Here is an 18376-nt window from a genome sequence, read left to right on the forward strand (position 1 = left end):
ACGATGAGAGAAAAAATAGACGAACTACTACATGCTGCCTATCAGGACTATGCGTCTGATGTTCATTTAACTGTTGGTTTACCACCTGTCTTTCGTGTTCATGGAAAATTGAAAAGGCTGGAACTAGAGCCTTATTCTAACGGTGAATTAGAAAGTATCGCTTCCTCTTTACTGTCGGAGCGTTTAAAGGAAACGTTTGAGAAGGAGGGAGAGGTGGATTTTTCCTATGAGCTACGAGATATTTCAAGGTTTCGAATAAATGTATATCGGCAACGTGAGGGAATATCCATTGCGATACGACTTATCCCAACAGCTATCCCTACCATCGAACAATTGCAGCTCCCACCGATTTTAACGAAAATAGCCTCCAAGCCACAGGGATTAGTTTTAGTGACTGGGCCGACTGGAAGTGGGAAGTCGACTACATTAGCAGCAATGATCGATTATATAAATGAAACATCGAGTAAACACATTATTACCTTGGAAGACCCAATTGAATACATTCACCATCACAAAAAATCGTTGATCGACCAACGTGAAGTGGGGAGAGATACGAAACAGTTTGCAACAGGACTTAGAGCATCACTTCGTCAAGATCCCGATGTCATTTTAGTTGGGGAGCTAAGGGATTTAGAAACCATTTCAACCGCAGTTACAGCAGCAGAAACTGGACATTTAGTGTTTGGAACACTACATACTGTAAGTGCCCCAGCAACGATTGAACGTATTGTAGACGTATTCCCAGCGGAGCAACAAGCTCAAATTCGTTACCAGTTGGCGTCCGTCTTAGTAGGGGTTATATCCCAACGACTTTTCCCGGTGAAGTCTGGCAAAGGACGAGTTGCAGCTACGGAGATACTGGTACAAAACAGTGCAGTAAGCAGTTTGATTCGTAATCAAAAGATTCATCAGCTGCCGAATATTATGCAAACATCAAAAGAAGCTGGCATGCACACTTTAGAAATGAATATTCGTACTTTATTGCAACAACAGCTAGTAGATCGTGCGTCTGTACAAGGCTATATAGGAGATAGTTACTATGGCTCAATTTAGTTATGTTGCTCGTGATCGCCAAGGAAACAAAAAGAAGGGTGTCATACAGGCGGATACAAAGCAAGCCGTTCGTTCTATATTGCGTGAGCGAGGCTTACGTGCTCTAGAAGTGGAGCAAAAGAAACAGACAATATGGAATCAAGATATCTATTTTGGACAGCCTGTGAAGCTCGAGGACTTTGTGATTTTCTTAAGACAGTTTTCTACATTGATTAAAGCTGGTGTCACGATTGTAGATGCAACACGAATACTGACGGAGCAAACCGAAAGCAAGGCATTGAAAAAGACACTTGCTCAAGTGGAAGTCGATTTACGTGAAGGAAACTCCTTATCCAGCTCCTTAAATAAACATCCAAGAATTTTCTCGCCCTTGTTTACGAATATGGTTTACGCAGGGGAAGTAAGTGGCTCTTTGGAAGAAACACTTGAGGATATGGCTGATTACTATGAAAAGCATAATAAAACGAGGCAAAAGGTAAAGTCGGCAATGACCTATCCAGTGGTAATTGCGGTACTTGCAATTGGTGTTACCATCTTCTTGTTACTCAGTGTTGTACCAACCTTTGTCGATATGTTTGCTCAATTCGGTGGGGAAGTACCTGGTATTACGAGGTTCGTCATGGGTGCAAGTGATTGGATGACAAGCTATTGGTATGTAGTGGTTATTATGATATTCGCTCTTTTTGTTATTTTTTACCTGTTGCGCCAACGACGCGAAACAAAGTATTATCTTGATTTGATGATGCTTCGGTTACCGGTATTCGGGAAGCTGTTTCGTAAATCGTTGCTTGCTCGAATGACGAGGACCCTAAGCTCTCTTTTAAGTAATTCTGTCCCTGTGCTACAAGCCATTACATTAACGGAAAAGGTCATTGAAAATGAAGTGCTGGCACGGGTGCTAAGAGAGTCGCGGAACACATTAGAGCAAGGTAGATCCATGTCAGAACCAATGCTTAAACATTGGGCGTTCCCACCATTGGTTACCCAAATGATTACAATAGGGGAACAGACTGGTGCTTTAGATCGAATGCTTGACCGTATTGCCGATTTTTATGAGTCCGAGGTGGACACTGCAACAGATCAGCTCAAGTCTTTGATTGAGCCATTAATGATTGTGTTTTTGGCAGGAATTGTTGGCGTCATCGTTATGTCCATAATGGTTCCGATGTTTGAAATCTATAATAATGTTAACTGATCCGGTTAACTTATTAATAAATTAAAAATTAATTATAAGGGGGAAATAAAAGTGAGAAAACAGTTGAAGCGCTTAAAGGATGAACGTGGTTTAACGCTTGTGGAATTATTAGCAGTACTAGTTATTTTAGGTATTATTGCGGCGATTGCGATTCCTTCGATTGGTGGGATAATTCAAAATTCGAAGGAAGATGCGGTTAAGGCGGATGCAATTGCGATCTTAGAGGCGGCTAAATTATATAAAATACAAAAGCCAGATGAAACTTCTACCAACTTTAGTGTTGCCAATTTAGATGATTATGTTGATTTACCTTCTAAGTCAAGTCTAAATGATGCTACAGTGGATTTTTCAAAAGACACTGTAGAAATTAGTACTGCGGAAGCTGTTAAAGCTGGAAATAGAACTCTTAAATTTTCAGGGGCAACTATTGAAGATATAAATGAACATGAAAGTGGCTCTGACGATACCACAATAGGTGAGTAATAAAAATAGTATATAAAATAAAAGCGTGGCAAACCCGCCACGCTTTTTAAAAAACGTAAGAGGACTGAAATACATTGGCCTTTCTATACATATATTTATTCATTCTAGGTATAATCCTAGGCTCCTTCTATAATGTAGTGGGACTTCGTATTCCGAAAAAGCAATCAATTGTAAAACCGAGGTCAGCTTGTCCGAATTGTCATCATACTCTTACATGGAAAGAACTCATCCCTGTTTTCTCCTATATGATCCAAGGTGGCAAATGCAAAAATTGTAGGCAAAAGATATCGCTAATTTATCCGTTAATGGAGCTATCTTGTGGTATTTTGTTTGTACTTTCCTTTCATGTCATAGGACTTCAAGCGGAATTGATTGTTGCACTTACACTTGTTTCTTTGCTTCAAATCATAACAGTAAGCGATTTAGCGTATATGATTATTCCAAATAAAGTGCTACTTCTATTTTTATTTATTATCGTAATGGAGCGCACTTTTATTCCTTTAACTCCCTGGTATGATCCAATTCTAGGTGCGATAACAGGTTTTGTGCTGCTATATGTAATTGCGATTGTAAGTAAAGGTGGAATGGGTGGAGGAGACATTAAGTTGTTCGCTGTTTTAGGTTTCTTTTTAGGGCTATCCAATCTCCTATTAGCGTTTTTCTTAGCAACTTTTGTTGGTACGGTTATCGGTGTTTTTGGTATGATAGCAGGGCAAGTAAAAAGGAAAAAACCGATGCCATTTGGGCCATCTATTGCAATCGGTAGTTTAATTGCTTATTTTTATGGCACAGATTTAGTCGATTGGTATTTGGCCTTGCTACAATAAGGAAATTAGGTGAAGAGTATGGCGTTAATTGGTGGCAAAAAGTTTGCAAATATAGAAATACAAGATTATGTCATTCGCTATGCGGAAATGAAAAATAACAAAAAGTCTGCTGTTGTTACACATTGCGATGAGTACTATATTCCAAAAGGCGTTGTAGAAAATGGACATGTAGTAGATGAAGAATTGTTTGTGAAAACATTAAAGTATTGTGTTCGTAAGTGGAAACTGAGAGGGAAAAAAATACGATTTATTGTCCCAGACTCCTCTGTTATTATCCGAACCATTGATGTTCCAGCAGATACGGCTGATGAAGAATTAACGGGCTACATCTATTTTGAATTGGGTCATAGTGTTCATTTGCCTTTTGAGAATCCAATTGTAGACGCGATTTCCTTAGGTGTAATAGAAGATAAAAAGCAGGCGCTAGTAGTAGCATCCTCTGAAGAAGTGGTAGATAGCTATTACGACTTCTTTAAAGGAGAAAGAGCACTGCCTGTAGTTGCAGATGTCTCAGCGTTATGCCAATATCGTCTTTTCCATCATTATGGAATAACAAACGAAAATGATATTTATATGCTAGCACAATTCGATGTGAAATCGGCATCTATAAGTGTATTTGAACAGCACAAGCCAATTTTCATGCAGGAAGTAACCATTCCCTATGTACCTGATACGTGGAAGGTTGCTGCATTATCTCAAGGTGGAATTTTATCAAAAGAACAGTTTAATCGAGATAACGTCTTGAGTGCCATATCGGATATTTATACAGAAATGGAGCGCATCCTCCGTTTTTATCAATATACGTTACGTAGTGGTGAAAAACAGGTTACCAAAATATTGTTAACGGGTGATCACCCATTTATGGATGAGATTTTTGAAGGGATGCAGATGAGATTGGAAACACCAGTTCAAACCCTTGCACCAGATAAAATTCAGGTAGCACAAGATATGGAAGTCGATACGAAATACTACAATGTCTTAGGTCTAGCGTTGAAAGAGGGAGTCTAATGTTAGCAGATGTTAATTTGCTTCAAAAACACGAAAATAATAATAAATTATTTTATTGGCTACTCCTTACAATTGGTATACTTATTTGTGCTCTCATTGCCGGTGCTTTTTATTATTCCTCTGTTTTAGAAAAGAATATAGAAAATAAACAAATGACCTTGCAAGCTACTGAATTACAACGGGCGAAGCTACAGGGGGATTTGACTACCTCTGGTTATACAGATTTGCAAAGCTTACAGAAGTCTGTAAATACACTACAACAGCATCCAATAGATTCAGATGTTTTGATTACGAATTTTTCAAGGCTTCTTCCTGCTGATGGTTATTTTCAAACATTTGAGTACAGCGGAGAAACGGTTTATATGGAAGTATTACTTAGTGATGATTTAGACGCTTCGCATTATTTACATCATTTAAACGAACAAAATTGGATTACTACGGTGGGGCTGTTGAGTGTATCTAGTGGCGTTGAGATAAGGGAATCACCGACATATATCGCTCAATACGAGATTGTAATAGACCAAGTGCTATTGAGGGGGAAACTGGGTGGTGATGTGAAATGAAAAAAATGACAAAGCTACAGAAAATCATATTGCTCAGTCTAACAGGTGTCTTTTTATTCGGAATCGTTGGAGTTTACTTTTTACAGATAAAACCCCTATACGACGAACTAGCCAAAGTGGAACGGTCTATTTCGACAGAAAAGAAGCAGTTGGCAGCCATTCAAAAGCGACATGATACAGAATTGGGTATGGATATTTCGGGGGAAGCAATCGCCTTGCAAAATCAGTTACCACTTCATCCATATTACGAGCAATTATTTTATCTATTAAACGACGCCCAGTCTGTATCGGGTAGTACGATTTCTAACTACAATATTGCTGAGGCAGAGCCCGTTTCCTTTGAAGAGGTAAATGTAGAGGGTTTACGAGGTATCACCTTTGTATTGGATGTGGTGTCTCCTTCCTATAACAGCATGATGGACTTTATCGATTTTCTAGAAAAAGGTGATCGTATCCTTTCGGTTGAGCAGGTTTCTTTTTCAGAATCGGAGACCGATGATGTACAATTCACACTAACTTTTTTGACATATTATCAAGAGGGACTAGATGGACTACGTGAACACCAACCATCCATCAACATCCCAAACCCAGCGAACAAAACAAACCCACTCCAATAACGAAACCAGATTAAAAGGATTCGACCATTTTAATCTGGTTTTTCTTATCTTCTAAATTTTCGAATTTGTTATAATAACAATATTACGATAGAAAGAGATGTGATCCTTTGCGGCGATTTTGGTACTCGTTTCTTCCGCTAGTTATACTCCTAGGGTTTGCAAGCTATACAGAGTATGTACAGTCTAGCATATCTCTACATATGATTTGGTTTTATAGTGTTCTATTATGTATATACTTTTTCATGCCGATTTTAAAAAATGTGCTGCACCTTTATATTGGGATGACTGGTGTTATTGGTGCTTATGCCCTGTTTTTACAGGCCGAACAAAATCTGTTTTTAATGTTGTTATGTTTCTTATTAGTTATTAAAAGTGTCTTTTATTTAACGAATAAACAGTTCATCATGTACGTTGCTTTTTCTATTGTTGTCTGTCTTTCTATCATCTATCACTATCAAGATGCTTTTTCTATGGAGTGGCTCTTACTTGCGTTGTTCCTTGCTTTTCCACTGTTGTTGTTAAATATATATTATATCGATGAGGAAGAACGTAAGGAAACGTATGAGAAGCTACTAAGTGAATATCGTATATTGAAGCGGCAAACCCATGAGGCGGAGCGAGCTGCTCGATTAGAAGAAAGAACAAAAATTGCTAGAGACATTCATGATTCTGTTGGGCATAAGCTAACCGCGTTACTTATGCGATTGCAGATGCTTTCGATGCAGGAGAAAAGGCAGGAATATGAAGACTTGAAGCAGCTTGCATCTACTAGTTTAGAAGAGACGAGACAGGCGGTAAAGCAGCTTCAGGTGGAGGAGCATGAGGGGCTGTCCTCTGTACTGCAGCTCATTCGGAAGCTAGAGGCGGAAAGTCATATCCATTTAGATTTTACGTTGCGAAAAGGTGTCTTGTTAGCTCCCTTATCCAATGAGCAAAATGTAGCTTTATATCGAGTGCTGCAGGAATCGTTAACAAATGCCATGCGTCATGCGCATTCACGGGAAGTGAAGGTTGTTTTGGCACTAGATGCGGTTGGGAATTTGACGTTTACAGTAAAAAATAAGCTCCATTTGAAGGGGAAGTTTCAATGGGGATTTGGGTTAACCAATATGAAAAAGAGATTAGTAGAGTTAAATGGGGAATTGACTGTCTATCAAAATGATTCGGAGTTTGTAGTGTCTGGTATTTTGCCAATGGAGGCGGATAAGCATGGGCTATAATATGTTACTTGTGGAAGATCAAGCAATAGTACGAAGTGGATTAAAGATGATGATTGAACAGGATAGTGCTTTTTCTGTTGTAGCAGAAGCGGAAAATGGGGAAGAAGCCATTCGGCAAATGGAGCAACACATTATTGATATTGTGATTATGGATATTCGGATGCCGATCATGAATGGTATTGAAGCCACTCGTCGAATTAAAGAGCGGTGGAAGGATGTGTATATACTTATTTTAACAACGTTTAATGATGATGAGTATGCGGTGCAAGCATTGCGAGAGGGTGCGGATGGCTTCTTATTGAAAACAGCTGACCCGGATAAGCTACTTCAGGCCATTCACAGCTGCTTGTCAGGAGGAATGACCATTCACGAAGAGGTCGCAGCAAAAATGATGCCAAAGCTGTTGAAAAAATCCTCGCCTAAGCAAGAAATTCCATTATCCAATCGGGAGCTAGCGATTACGAAATTGGTAGGGCAAGGGAGAACAAATAAAGAAATCGCAGAGGAATTGCATTTGTCTATAGGAACGGTGAAAAATCATATCACACAAGCGTTGCATAAGCTAGAGCTCCGGGACCGTACGCAGCTGGCTATCTTTGCGGTGAAGAATGACTTGGCATAAACATTCTCGGAGACTGTCACAAAATTGTTCCTTCCAAATTCGGACGCATCATGATTTTCGCTTATACTATAAGTAAAAGACTTCCAAGTAGGTGAAGCAGATGAAGGGGTTCACGAAGCTTTTTCTCATAATCGTAGGTAACCTTTCGTTAGGGTTAGGGATTGTTGGAGTTGTCCTACCATTAATTCCGACAACCCCATTGCTACTCTTAGCTGCAGCATGTTATGTAAGAAGCTCTGAGCGATTATATACATGGTTGGTCCATAATAAATATTTTGGTCCTTATATTTTAGATTATCGAGAAGGTAAAGGAATTCCATTGAAGGCGAAAGTGGTCGGTGTTTCGACTTTATGGATTTCAATTAGTTATACGGTTATTTTTGTAGTACCATTAGTGTTAGTGAAAGCTTTACTTGTAGCTATCGCAAGCTATTTTACATGGTTTATACTTCATATTAAAACACGAGAAAAAGACAGGGTAGGTGATGGGTTTGAAGAAGTACACGCTCACAGGTAATATCATTTTTTATCTTGGACTAGTTGTATTTTTAGCTGGATTATTATTACGAGACGCAAAGTCTGAAGCCTTTCAACCATATGTGGAGCACGGAACTCCAATTATGATTGCAGGTATTGTGATTGTTATCTTAACGAACTTCTTTAGAAGGAAAAATCCAAAATAGATTGTTATACTTTGTAACAATGCCTTATCGTGTGGAGCATGTACCTGAGTGGTGCATGCTTTTTTTGGTTTTTTTGGAGGTGTCACGCGACGTACTCAGGCCTCCAAAACCTAAAAATATATATAAATGCCATTAGCCTATGACTCTAGTCATGGTTCTTTATATTATTTTGTGACTGGCGATACAATGCCAATCTCCTTTTTCCAGATAAAATAAACGTATCAAGGGAGGGGTTGCGGTGTTAGAAGTTACGGATTTGAGAAAACAATTTAAAAAGACATCGGCTGTCGATGGCGTGAATTTGTATTTAGAGCAAGGGGAAATTGTAGGATTACTTGGTCCGAACGGGGCGGGGAAATCGACTACTATTTCCATGATGTCGTCCTTAATCAAGCCTACTAGTGGGGATGTTCGATTTTACAATGAAAGTATTATTAAAAAGCCACAGAACCTACGGGAGCAACTAGGTGTGGTTCCCCAAGAGATTGCGTTATACCTGGAACTAACGGCTCGTGAAAATCTATTATTTTTTGGGAAAATATATCGACTTGAAAAAGCGCAGTTACAGAGAAAAATAGATGAGGTTCTTGAGATTATCGGTTTAACAGAAAAACAAAACGATTTAGTAAAAACGTTCTCTGGTGGTATGAAACGGCGTTTAAATATTGGGGTTGCGCTACTGCACGAACCAACGATAATCTTTATGGATGAGCCAACGGTTGGGATTGACCCTCAATCCAGAAATTATATTTTGGAAACTGTGAAAAGGCTGAATCGTGAAAAAAAGATTACCATCGTGTATACGAGCCATTACATGGAGGAAGTCGAGTTTTTATGTGATCGTATTTACATTATGGATAAAGGTCATATTATTGCGTCTGGAACGAATGAAGAAATCAAAAGTATTTTATCCGCTGAACAAACCTTTGTTATTGAAACGGAAAGAGTAGAGCCGGCATTTGTAGAGGTGCTTGAGGAAAATCCTGTAGTAAACCAGATTTCGGTTAAAGAGAAAACCTTATCGATTATTGTTCCAAGGGATGTGAACTTTTTCCAAACGATAATTGAAAAGGCGGAGGAAACTAACACGCCACTCTTATCGGTGCAAGTGCAGAAGCCGTCGTTAGAAGATGTGTTTTTACATTTAACTGGCCGAGCATTACGGGATTAAAGGGGGGAGATGGAATGATTTTTAGCTTAATTAAAAAGCAGCTACTTCTCGCCGTTCGGGATCGGCAAAATATTACCCTTCTTCTTGCGATGCCATTAGTGCTAATTGCGATTATAAAGTTTTCTGTCGCGGATATGGTTTCGCCTGAAGCACCAACCATTGATGCAAAAGTAGGGATTGTGGAGCAATCGAATGAAGTAGAGGAAATGAAGCGATTGCAGGATGAATTGCTCGCATTGCCATTACCGGAAGAAGCAAAGCAGGAGATCGAAACAAACGTTGCACAGTTCCAACCGATTCAAATGCTAAAGGAAAATGTATTGGGTAGCGAAGAGCTAAAGGACATGATCAAGCTGGAAAGCATTGCTCCGGAAGAGTTGGAACAAGCAAAAAAGGATGAAACGTATGACGCAATCATTGAAGTTCCAGAAAATTTTAGCTTTCAACTTATGAAAAGCGCTTTTGCTAACGAAGCGGAAGTACCTAAACTGAACCTATATGTTAATGACGGGGAATTTAATTCAAAGATTGTTCATGATATTTTAGTAGTTTATGAAGACCAAGTAAATACAAATATGGCGCTGAACAAATATGGAATGGAAGATGTGGTCGTGACCGCGGAGGAAGTGACTGGGACCATTCAAACTATTGATGAACAAATTCCTGTATCAGGAACGTTCTATTATGTTATTGGAATGAGCATGATGTTTGTTCTCTACATCTCTTCTACCATTGGGTACTATGCATTTGATGAAAAACGAATCCATGTATTTGACCGCATTATACTAGCGAATATATCGAAATGGACGTATTTTATTGCCATTCTTTTATCTGGTGCATTGTTAGCATTTGCTCAATTAATGATTCTGTTTGGTGTTTCTGCAGTTGCCTTTGGAACAACATGGCCGAATCTATGGCAGTTTTTCCTTGTCACCTTGTTTATATGCTTGGCGGTTGGTTGTTTAGCTGCATTGATAACAGCGTTAAATTATCGATTCAATACAGACTCTGCATCGAACCTATTTAGCAATGTGATTATCTCGCTATTTGCCTTATTAGGAGGAAGCTTTTTTCCCTTCTCGGAATATTCGGATCTGTTTGCTTTTATAGGTAACTTAACACCGAACGGCTCAGGCTTAACGGCATACTTAACATCGGCACAAGGATACGGCATCAGTGAAATTTGGCCACACTTAGCCTATTTAGGCGGATTTATGGTGTTGGTACTAGTTGCAGCCGCACTAGTAATTCCACAAAGGGGGCAAGAAGCATGAAGGGATTTATATACGCACAATTTAAGCTATTAGTCCGGAAACCAGCTACATTTTTGTTGATGACCCTTTTCATGATCGTCTTTGCCTTAATGTTAGGAAACACTGGAGGGGCTTATAGTAGCTATGTTCCCGTTTATAGTGAGATGAATCAAAAGGACACAAAAAGGATAATGGAATCGCTTGAAGGGTATGGATCACAGCGATATGAGGTAGTGGATGAAGAAAAACTAATGAAAGCGGTACGGGAAGGGGACGCAGAGGCTGGTGTGCTTTTCTATGAAGACCATTTTGAGTATGTGCGCTCAGCCGAAACGCCAGGGTTTCAATTACTACAACAAAACGTAGAAAAAGCCTATTATGACTTTTTACAAGAAAAGAAGATTGTGGATTCACAAGCTACGAATTCCGATGACATAATAGCAGATTTAAATACACCGGTTTTTACAATAGATGCAAAAAGCTTAGCTAGTGAGGATGATTGGATTTATGATGGGAAGCTTCAGGCCATCTTCGGATTTGCTGTGTTTTTTGTAATCTATACGATTGGATATAACGTGATCAATCTATTAGTTGCGAAACAAAATGGAATTTGGGATCGCTTTATTTTATCGCCAGCAAAGAAATGGGAAATGTACGTTGGGATTATGGTGTATGCCTTTTTCTTAGGATACATCCAGGTTGTGCTTGTATTCTCTATTTTTAAATATGTGCTTGGAATTGACTTTTACGGTGGTTATTGGAAAACGCTAATCATCTTAATTCCATATGTGCTTTGCATTGTTTCCTTAACAGTGCTAATTGCTGGGTTATCGAAAAATGTGCAAACCTTTAATGCAATGATTCCACTAATTTCGGTAAGCTTTGCGATGATTGGTGGAGCCTACTGGCCAATCGAAATTGTTTCCAATAAAGTAATGCTCCTATTAGCGGAGGTTGTTCCCATTTATCATGTGATGGACGCCTTTAAACAAGTAACGTTATATGGTCAGGGGTTAACTGCAACCGTGTTTCCAGTCAGTATCTTAGTGCTTATGAGTATTGTAATGATGGGAATTGGACTGAACCTAATGGAGAGAAGGCAACATTAATCAGATGAGGATGGGACAAAAGATTTTCCTAAAAAGAAATACCCGAACTTTTACAAGCGAGGAAATGCCGCTCCTGAAATTCACTACACGGACCTTAGGGAGCTGCTATAGCCTCCTCGTGCTGATGTCCCAGCCTTTTTAAGGAAATGAGGAGAAAGTTATGCATTATATATTTAGCTTTATATTATCTGTTGTCTTAACATCACTATCCTATTTTTTTGGAAGTACACTTTTGAAGAGTTATTTAGCGCTTTGGCAGGCTTCTCTAATCGGTATTTCCGTCGTTTCGATCGGTGCCATAACAGAAGCTCTAGGTGCTCCAATATGGTTAATCGTCCTAATGCCTTTTCCAGTGGGCATGCTTTTGCTCTATTTATTCTTAAAGAAACCATTTAGCAAGTGGCTCATTACTTATGTAACAGTGCTCGCTTTGTATACGGTTATTCATGTGGTAATGAGTTTTTGTTTTCAATTTCATTCGTTAATTCCAGCTTGGAAGCTTTCCTAATTTGGAAAGCTCAGCTTGTAGAGAAAGTGGGCGTTTTTTCTCTACAAGCTTTTTTGTTGTATGGAGCACATAAATATTAGGTAAGTATTTGGGGATGAAAATAGACTCCCACACACCTAGCCAAGCTTGGCTAGGTGTGTGGCAATCTTCTTCATGTTCTGGCACGCTGCGGTGAGTAATACTTGTTCACTCGCATTGGCCAATCCCCGTAACCGGCAGTAGCGAAGCCCATGCAGCTGTTTAGAGTCTGCAAAGCTTCGCTCTATTTTTTCTTTTCTAAATTTATAAAGCATTTTTCCGGATGAGGATAAACGATTTTGTCGAACTTTCTCTTTATGTTCTTCCCAAACGTGACGTGTCACAACTTTTTGATGATTTTTGGCTCGGGTACATTGTTCTAAAAGAGGACAAATGGCACATTTCTTAGGATTAGATTTATATTCCCGATAACCCTCTCTATTTGTTGTGGAGTAAGACAATTTCTCTCCGTTTGGACAAATATAAAAATCTTCCTCTTTGTTATACTCGAATTTCCATTTTGGAAATAATCCTTTAGTAGGGTGATATCTACGATGGGCAATGACTCCAAATATACTACGATCTGATAGTCCTTTACATATTGGATTGGTAAGATAACCTGAATCTAAGGCAACAGCTTCTACTTTGAAATCAAATCTTTTGATCTGTCGATCTAATCGTTCTAAGTACGGGACAGAATCATGGACATTTCCTGGGGTAACATAGGCATCTGTAATGATGTTATATTTCATATCCGTGGTACGGTGGTCTAGGTAGCAGAACATTTCTTGTTTATGGTCACGAGACATAAATCCACTTTCTGGATCGGTATTACTTTTTCGAACGGTTTTTGTTTCTTTCACTTCCTCTCTGTTTTTTAAAGACTTTTTTCCATGTGCAAGTCGATCCTCTTCGATTGCTTGATTTAATTCTTTTATGTATTCTCGCGTTTCCACTTCGACTTCTTCTTTTGAAAACTTATGCTTATTCGCATTCGCTTTCAAATGGGTTGAATCTGTAAATAGAACCCTTCCACCTACCATATTATGATCTATTGCTTGAGTTACAATTTCATCAAAGATTTCCTGAAATATATTTGTATCTTTAAATCGTTTCCGGCGATTCCAACTAATAGTAGTATGATCCGGAACAGAATCAGATAACTTTAATCCGAGAAACCAGCGATACGCCACGTTTAACTGTACTTCTTTTTCTAGCTGGCGTTCGGAACGAATGCCATAAAAATAACCGATAAACAGCATCTTAAATAACACAAGTGGATCTAAGGATGGCCTTCCGTTATCCTCACTATAATACGGCTTCACTTTATCAATAATAAACTTAAAATCAATATACTTATCGACTTTTCGAAGTAAATGATCTTGAGGTACTAAGTCTTCAAGAATTACAAATTCCGCTTCATTTTGACTTTCATTTCTTGTATGAAACAACCTAATCACCGCCTTTTATTATTACTTATATTATAACAAATTAACGCGTTGAATTGTTAAAGTATAATAGAAAAATATAGGCTGTCGAGACTTTCTCGACAGCCTGAGCTTTCCTAATTTGGAAAGCTTTTTTCCTATTTGAGAAAGCAAACATTTTCAAATAAATTTGAAATTTTCTGAATTATTTTGTTAAAATACGTGTATAGTACAGAAATGAGAAAGGGAGATTAGAATGAATAACCAGCATTTAATTGCACCTGATAAGTACAACATTGCAATGGAGTTTGAGCGATTTGCGAAGGACCCAGAACGTCTAGCAATCAAATGGGAAAGTGAGCAAGGTGAGAAAAAGGAAATTACATATGAACGTTTACTCAAAAATGCAAATCAGATTGGGAATGCTTTTCTAGGGTTAGGATTACAAAAGGGCGATAAAGTATTAGTGATGATTCCTAGATTAATAGAGACCTATCAAGTGTACATTGCTGCCTTAAAGCTAGGTGTTGTCGTTCTCCCGAGTTCGGAAATGTTACGTGCTAAAGATTTACAATATCGGATAAACCATGGAGAAGTAAAAGCTGTTATTACGTATCATGCGTTTACAGATGTATTGGAAGAGGTAGAAGAAACCGGTAATCTAACAAAGCTTGTTGTAGGCGAGCCAAAAGAGGGTTGGATTCATCTGGAATCAATTATGGAAGACCAATCCGAGGAATTGGAAATAGCAGATACAAGTCGTGATGACATGTCTTTCCTTTCCTACACTTCTGGAACTACTGGTAACCCCAAAGGAGTTGTGCATACCCATGGATGGGGGTATGCGCACCTTAGAACAGCGGCAAACAATTGGTTATGTATCGAAGAAGGGGACACGGTTTGGGCTACTGCTGGTCCGGGATGGGCAAAATGGCTATGGAGTCCATTCCTATCCGTATTAGGTTCTGGGGCAACTGGCTTTGTCTATGCGGGTAAATTTGATCCGAATAAATATTTAAGTTTGTTAGATTCCTATGAGGTGAATGTATTGTGCTGTACGCCAACCGAATATCGCCTAATGGCTAAAGTAGATAACCTAGCAGATTATAAGCTATCCCATTTGCATAGTGCAGTTTCTGCTGGAGAGCCGCTGAATCGGGAAGTAATTGATACATTCCGAAACCATTTTAATGTAACGGTACGAGATGGTTACGGTCAAACAGAAAATACGTTGCTTGTTGGCATTACGAAGGGTATGGAAGTGAAGCCAGGGTCAATGGGAAAGCCTACACCAGGGAACTTAGTAGAAATCATTAACGAAGACGGACAACCGGTTAAAGCAGGTGAAGTAGGAGATATTGCAGTCCATCTCGATACGCCAGCCTTGTTTAAGCATTACTTTAAAGATCCAGAACGTACAGCAATGTCTAGAAGAGGCGACTATTATTTAACAGGAGACCAAGCGAGTAAAGATGAGGACGGGTACTTTTGGTTTGAGGGTCGGAGTGATGATATTATCATTAGCTCGGGATATACAATTGGACCATTTGAGGTAGAGGATGCTTTGGTGAAGCATCCAGATGTTCAAGAGTGTGCGGTTGTTGCGAGTCCTGATGAGGTTCGAGGTAGTATTGTAAAAGCTTTTGTTGTGTTAAAGGCGAATGTGAGCAAGGAAGAAGCGTCGCTTGTGAAGGAGTTGCAGGATCATGTAAAGGCACTAACAGCCCCATACAAATATCCGAGAAAAATAGAATTTATTAAAGAATTACCGAAAACGACCTCTGGAAAAATTCGCCGAGTCGAATTACGAAAAAGGGAGCAGCAAGCAGTAAAATAAAAAAAGGGACGTTACCAGGTTTATGGTAACGTCCTTTCTATATGTTAGGGGTAAGGATAGAAAACATATACTAGTTTGGCTTGCCTTTCTCGGAATTATACAAAATGTGTATGTTATAAGTCCAGTCCTAGTGATTGAATTGCCTCCACATGAGGCTCCTGAATGGTGTAGCAAGCTTTTTCGTTTTTAGGATCCATCGCAATTCCAGACTTTTCACTTAACCACATATAAATTGGTTTTTGGTCCGTATTTTCAAAATGAAAGGTAATTTCATAATCCTGTCTTGAAATGCTTTGAATACCATTTAGCTTTTTTGCTTCAAATAATGCCTTTTGAAATACTTCTATTTCTTCATCGCCAGTTATGTAAAAGGTTTCTCCAGTATCCGTTTTTTTCAGAACCATCTTATCGATTTGCTTGTCTGGTAGTAGTTGAGGGTCGGAACAAGCAGCTAATAAAACGATAAAAAGAGTAAATGCCGAAATTTTTTTCAATCATGACGCCTCCTCCATTAGTATAGACGGATAACAACAGCAAAAGGTTTCATAATAATTGGAAAATTCGATTTCATTTCTTTTCGACAAAAATGACAAGAAGGAAGGATTAATTCGGTTGAAGGTCAAATATGTTATATGGGAGTTGAACAAACGAATCATTTAAATAAACAACAGGTATAAATAGGAGGAAAAACATGAGTAAAATACGTTTCGGGATATTAAGCACGGCAAATATTGCACAAAAAGCGCTTATTCCTGCAATCGAACGAGCGGAGAACGCAGAGGTAGTAGCAATTGCAAGTGGAAGTGGGAAAGCGAAGGAAGTTGCAGAGAAGTTTCATATTGAAAAGGCATATGAAAGCTATGAGGAATTGTTAGATGATCCGAATGTGGATGCGGTATACATTCCTCTACCAAATCATTTACATAAAGAGTGGGTAGTGAAAGCTGCAGAGAAGGGAAAGCATGTCCTATGTGAAAAGCCCGCCGCATTAGACGTAAAGGAAACGGAAGAGCTTGTTTCCATTTGCCGTGAAAACAACGTGAAGTTTATGGAAGCGTTTATGTATCAATTTCATAGCCAACATAATCGAGTAAAAGAAATTATTGCGTCTGGTGAAATTGGTGAGGTACAAATGATGGAAGCAACCTTTTCATTCTTTATGAACGATCGAGAAAATAATATTCGTATGGATTCCACAAAAGGTGGCGGAAGTATCTATGATATTGGCTGCTATTGCATCCATTCTATCCGCAATATTTTGCAAACGGAGCCAGAACACGTATATGTAGAGGCAGATATAGATCCGAAATTTAATGTTGATGAAGCGGCATACGGAATTTTTACAATGAAAAATGGTGTGCGTGCGATGTTTAACTGTAGTTTTAATTCGCCAATGCGAAATGAATATATCGTAAAGGGTACAAAAGGCTTCATTACGGTGCCACGCGCATATCGTCCAGATAATCACGGTCATGAAGGACTTATTATTGTAGACAAAGGGAATGAAGTACGCGAGGAAAAAGTTGTTTCCGATCAATATAAGATGGAAGTAGAACATTTTTCACAAGTGATTCTAAATGATACAGAACCAAGCTACACAGGTGAGGATACGATTCAAAATATGAACGTAATCGATGCTTGTTATGAATCTGTAAAAGCAAATTCTAAATAAGGTTAGGAGTGTCATAAATGAAGTACAGACAACTTGGAAACACGGAATTAAGGGTGAGTGAGTTAAGCTTCGGTACTTGGGCTATTGGTGGAGATTGGGGCAATACTACGGACGCTGAAGCTTTAAGAGCGTTAGATGTAGCGATGGATAATGGGGTTAATTTTTTTGATACGGCTGATGTTTATGGAAATGGACATAGTGAAGAATTGCTGGCGAAAGCAACAAAAGGGAAAGAGGATAGCATCTATATTGCTTCTAAGTTTTGCCGTGCAGGGGACATTCACGACCCAGATAATTACTCAGAAAAAGCAGTTCGTCATTACTTAGAAAACACGTTGAAGCGATTAGACCGGGAGCGGTTGGATTTATACCAAATTCATTGTCCGCCATTTGAAATATTAAAAGATGGAAGTGTGTTTGACGTGTTAGATAAGCTTCAGCAGGAAGGGAAAATTCGCTATTTTGGTGTAAGTGTCGAAACGGTGGAAGAAGGACTTTTCTGTTTGGAAAATCCGAATGTGCGTGCACTTCAAGTAATCTTTAACCTCTTCCGTCAGAAGCCACTAGAGAAGCTATTCCCGAAAGCGAAGGAAAAAGGTGTTGGAATTTTAGCACGTGTTCCGTTAGCAAGTGGTCTTTTAACAGGAAAGTTTTCGAAGGAGCACCGATTTGAAGCAGACGATCACAGAAGCTTCAACGCAAATGGAGAGCAGTTTAATGTAGGGGAAACCTTTGGTGGATTAGAATTTTCAAAGGGAGTAGACCTCAGTGAACAAATAAAATGGATTGCAAAGGATAGAGGAAATCGGACAAGAGCAGCTCTTCGTTGGATTCTTGACCAAGAAGCGATATCTTGTGTCATTCCAGGGTTTAAAAATGTAGGGCAAGTGGAAGATAACCTGCAAGCTTTACAAGTTCCTTCTTACCAAGAGGATGAGCTAAAGCGATTAGAGGAATTTTATCATTCAGAAGTACATGACCATATTAGAGGTGCGTATTAATTATGTTATGGGAGAGGCTAAACGTGTGGCCTCTCTTTTTTTTGTTCAATTTTTAGTGCGACTAGGAAAATGGAGCTTTCTTAGGGTGTTTACAATATTTTTACCATTC

20 protein-coding genes are annotated in these 18376 nt (G+C 38.9%); 18 read left to right on the forward strand and 2 right to left on the reverse strand.

All coding sequences use genetic code 11. The annotated features are described in order from the left end of the window. Positions 1 to 3: 3 nt before the first annotated feature. The 15 genes from C1A05_RS14095 (at position 4) to C1A05_RS14165 (ending at position 12312) form a co-directional block, all read left to right on the forward strand. A complete protein-coding gene (locus C1A05_RS14095) occupies positions 4 to 1053 on the forward strand; it encodes a type IV pilus twitching motility protein PilT (RefSeq protein ID WP_102028877.1) in 1050 nt (349 codons plus the stop codon). After that, entirely contained in the window at positions 1040 to 2248 is a 1209-nt protein-coding gene (locus C1A05_RS14100) for a type II secretion system F family protein (protein ID WP_102028878.1), read from the forward strand. Before C1A05_RS14095 ends, C1A05_RS14100 begins: the two co-directional genes overlap by 14 nt. 51 nt (positions 2249 to 2299) lie before the next feature. After that, the gene (locus C1A05_RS14105) at positions 2300 to 2731 is read left to right on the forward strand and encodes a type II secretion system protein (protein WP_102028879.1); all 432 of its coding nucleotides are present in this window, start codon (positions 2300 to 2302) and stop codon (positions 2729 to 2731) included. Between the two features lie 74 nt (positions 2732 to 2805). After that, positions 2806 to 3558 carry a prepilin peptidase gene (locus C1A05_RS14110; RefSeq protein ID WP_102028880.1) on the forward strand — a complete coding sequence of 251 codons (753 nt, stop codon included), beginning with the start codon at positions 2806 to 2808 and terminating at the stop codon, positions 3556 to 3558. Positions 3559 to 3576: 18 nt separating this feature from the next. Then, positions 3577 to 4566, forward strand: coding sequence for a type IV pilus biogenesis protein PilM (pilM, locus tag C1A05_RS14115; RefSeq protein ID WP_102028881.1), 990 nt, complete (start codon positions 3577 to 3579; stop codon positions 4564 to 4566). Beyond that, the gene (locus tag C1A05_RS14120; RefSeq protein ID WP_102028882.1) at positions 4566 to 5129 is read left to right on the forward strand and encodes a PilN domain-containing protein; all 564 of its coding nucleotides are present in this window, start codon (positions 4566 to 4568) and stop codon (positions 5127 to 5129) included. The genes pilM and C1A05_RS14120 overlap by 1 nt, the downstream gene beginning before the upstream one ends. Further along, the gene (locus C1A05_RS14125; protein WP_102028883.1) at positions 5126 to 5746 is read left to right on the forward strand and encodes a hypothetical protein; all 621 of its coding nucleotides are present in this window, start codon (positions 5126 to 5128) and stop codon (positions 5744 to 5746) included. Before C1A05_RS14120 ends, C1A05_RS14125 begins: the two co-directional genes overlap by 4 nt. Positions 5747 to 5988: 242 nt before the next feature. After that, complete coding sequence (locus C1A05_RS14130) at positions 5989 to 6966, forward strand: sensor histidine kinase (protein WP_159462081.1); 978 nt, start codon at positions 5989 to 5991, stop codon at positions 6964 to 6966. Continuing rightward, positions 6956 to 7588, forward strand: coding sequence for a response regulator (locus C1A05_RS14135; protein WP_102028885.1), 633 nt, complete (start codon positions 6956 to 6958; stop codon positions 7586 to 7588). Before C1A05_RS14130 ends, C1A05_RS14135 begins: the two co-directional genes overlap by 11 nt. Before the next feature lie 100 nt (positions 7589 to 7688). Next, positions 7689 to 8105 carry a YbaN family protein gene (locus tag C1A05_RS14140; RefSeq protein ID WP_102028886.1) on the forward strand — a complete coding sequence of 139 codons (417 nt, stop codon included), beginning with the start codon at positions 7689 to 7691 and terminating at the stop codon, positions 8103 to 8105. Next, the gene (locus tag C1A05_RS14145; protein WP_102028887.1) at positions 8080 to 8271 is read left to right on the forward strand and encodes a hypothetical protein; all 192 of its coding nucleotides are present in this window, start codon (positions 8080 to 8082) and stop codon (positions 8269 to 8271) included. Before C1A05_RS14140 ends, C1A05_RS14145 begins: the two co-directional genes overlap by 26 nt. A gap of 238 nt (positions 8272 to 8509) precedes the next feature. Continuing rightward, positions 8510 to 9442 (forward strand): ABC transporter ATP-binding protein, encoded by a 933-nt coding sequence (locus C1A05_RS14150; protein ID WP_102028888.1) that lies wholly within the window; start codon positions 8510 to 8512, stop codon positions 9440 to 9442. A gap of 14 nt (positions 9443 to 9456) precedes the next feature. Continuing rightward, complete coding sequence (locus C1A05_RS14155) at positions 9457 to 10716, forward strand: ABC transporter permease (RefSeq protein WP_102028889.1); 1260 nt, start codon at positions 9457 to 9459, stop codon at positions 10714 to 10716. Next, positions 10713 to 11804, forward strand: coding sequence for an ABC transporter permease (locus tag C1A05_RS14160; RefSeq protein WP_102028890.1), 1092 nt, complete (start codon positions 10713 to 10715; stop codon positions 11802 to 11804). Before C1A05_RS14155 ends, C1A05_RS14160 begins: the two co-directional genes overlap by 4 nt. 160 nt (positions 11805 to 11964) lie before the next feature. Further along, positions 11965 to 12312: a hypothetical protein gene (locus C1A05_RS14165; RefSeq protein ID WP_102028891.1), complete on the forward strand. Its 348-nt coding sequence runs from the start codon at positions 11965 to 11967 to the stop codon at positions 12310 to 12312. A gap of 116 nt (positions 12313 to 12428) precedes the next feature. Here the strand turns inward: C1A05_RS14165 and C1A05_RS14170 are convergent, their stop codons facing one another. Beyond that, positions 12429 to 13787 (reverse strand): IS1182 family transposase, encoded by a 1359-nt coding sequence (locus tag C1A05_RS14170; RefSeq protein WP_102028968.1) that lies wholly within the window; start codon positions 13785 to 13787, stop codon positions 12429 to 12431. A gap of 226 nt (positions 13788 to 14013) precedes the next feature. Here C1A05_RS14170 and mbcS point away from each other — a divergent pair, with 226 nt between their 5' ends. Further along, positions 14014 to 15594: an acyl-CoA synthetase MbcS gene (gene mbcS / locus C1A05_RS14175; RefSeq protein WP_102028892.1), complete on the forward strand. Its 1581-nt coding sequence runs from the start codon at positions 14014 to 14016 to the stop codon at positions 15592 to 15594. A 113-nt stretch (positions 15595 to 15707) separates the two neighbouring features. Here mbcS and C1A05_RS14180 read toward each other — a convergent pair whose 3' ends face one another. Next, positions 15708 to 16088: a hypothetical protein gene (locus C1A05_RS14180; RefSeq protein WP_102028893.1), complete on the reverse strand. Its 381-nt coding sequence runs from the start codon at positions 16086 to 16088 to the stop codon at positions 15708 to 15710. A 197-nt stretch (positions 16089 to 16285) separates the two neighbouring features. Between C1A05_RS14180 and C1A05_RS14185 the strand changes: the two genes are divergently transcribed. Next, positions 16286 to 17266 carry a Gfo/Idh/MocA family protein gene (locus C1A05_RS14185; protein ID WP_102028894.1) on the forward strand — a complete coding sequence of 327 codons (981 nt, stop codon included), beginning with the start codon at positions 16286 to 16288 and terminating at the stop codon, positions 17264 to 17266. Positions 17267 to 17283: 17 nt separating this feature from the next. Continuing rightward, on the forward strand, positions 17284 to 18267 hold the full coding sequence (locus tag C1A05_RS14190; protein WP_102028895.1) for an aldo/keto reductase: 984 nt from the start codon (positions 17284 to 17286) through the stop codon (positions 18265 to 18267). Positions 18268 to 18376: the final 109 nt, after the last annotated feature.

Origin of the sequence: Salirhabdus sp. Marseille-P4669 (assembly GCF_900240405.1) — a bacterium.
Classification (GTDB): domain Bacteria; phylum Bacillota; class Bacilli; order Bacillales; family Alkalibacillaceae; genus OEQK01.

What these genes read in the sequence shown, in the direction of transcription:
- C1A05_RS14095 (WP_102028877.1), top strand. Translation starts at nt 4, where the DNA reads ATGAGAGAAAAAATAGACGAACTACTACATGCTGCCTATCAGGACTAT.
- C1A05_RS14100 (WP_102028878.1), top strand. Translation starts at nt 1,040, where the DNA reads ATGGCTCAATTTAGTTATGTTGCTCGTGATCGCCAAGGAAACAAAAAG.
- pilM (WP_102028881.1), top strand. Translation starts at nt 3,577, where the DNA reads ATGGCGTTAATTGGTGGCAAAAAGTTTGCAAATATAGAAATACAAGAT.
- C1A05_RS14120 (WP_102028882.1), top strand. Translation starts at nt 4,566, where the DNA reads ATGTTAGCAGATGTTAATTTGCTTCAAAAACACGAAAATAATAATAAA.
- C1A05_RS14125 (WP_102028883.1), top strand. Translation starts at nt 5,126, where the DNA reads ATGAAAAAAATGACAAAGCTACAGAAAATCATATTGCTCAGTCTAACA.
- C1A05_RS14130 (WP_159462081.1), top strand. Translation starts at nt 5,989, where the DNA reads ATGCCGATTTTAAAAAATGTGCTGCACCTTTATATTGGGATGACTGGT.
- C1A05_RS14135 (WP_102028885.1), top strand. Translation starts at nt 6,956, where the DNA reads ATGGGCTATAATATGTTACTTGTGGAAGATCAAGCAATAGTACGAAGT.
- C1A05_RS14140 (WP_102028886.1), top strand. Translation starts at nt 7,689, where the DNA reads ATGAAGGGGTTCACGAAGCTTTTTCTCATAATCGTAGGTAACCTTTCG.
- C1A05_RS14155 (WP_102028889.1), top strand. Translation starts at nt 9,457, where the DNA reads ATGATTTTTAGCTTAATTAAAAAGCAGCTACTTCTCGCCGTTCGGGAT.
- C1A05_RS14160 (WP_102028890.1), top strand. Translation starts at nt 10,713, where the DNA reads ATGAAGGGATTTATATACGCACAATTTAAGCTATTAGTCCGGAAACCA.
- C1A05_RS14165 (WP_102028891.1), top strand. Translation starts at nt 11,965, where the DNA reads ATGCATTATATATTTAGCTTTATATTATCTGTTGTCTTAACATCACTA.
- mbcS (WP_102028892.1), top strand. Translation starts at nt 14,014, where the DNA reads ATGAATAACCAGCATTTAATTGCACCTGATAAGTACAACATTGCAATG.
- C1A05_RS14185 (WP_102028894.1), top strand. Translation starts at nt 16,286, where the DNA reads ATGAGTAAAATACGTTTCGGGATATTAAGCACGGCAAATATTGCACAA.
- C1A05_RS14190 (WP_102028895.1), top strand. Translation starts at nt 17,284, where the DNA reads ATGAAGTACAGACAACTTGGAAACACGGAATTAAGGGTGAGTGAGTTA.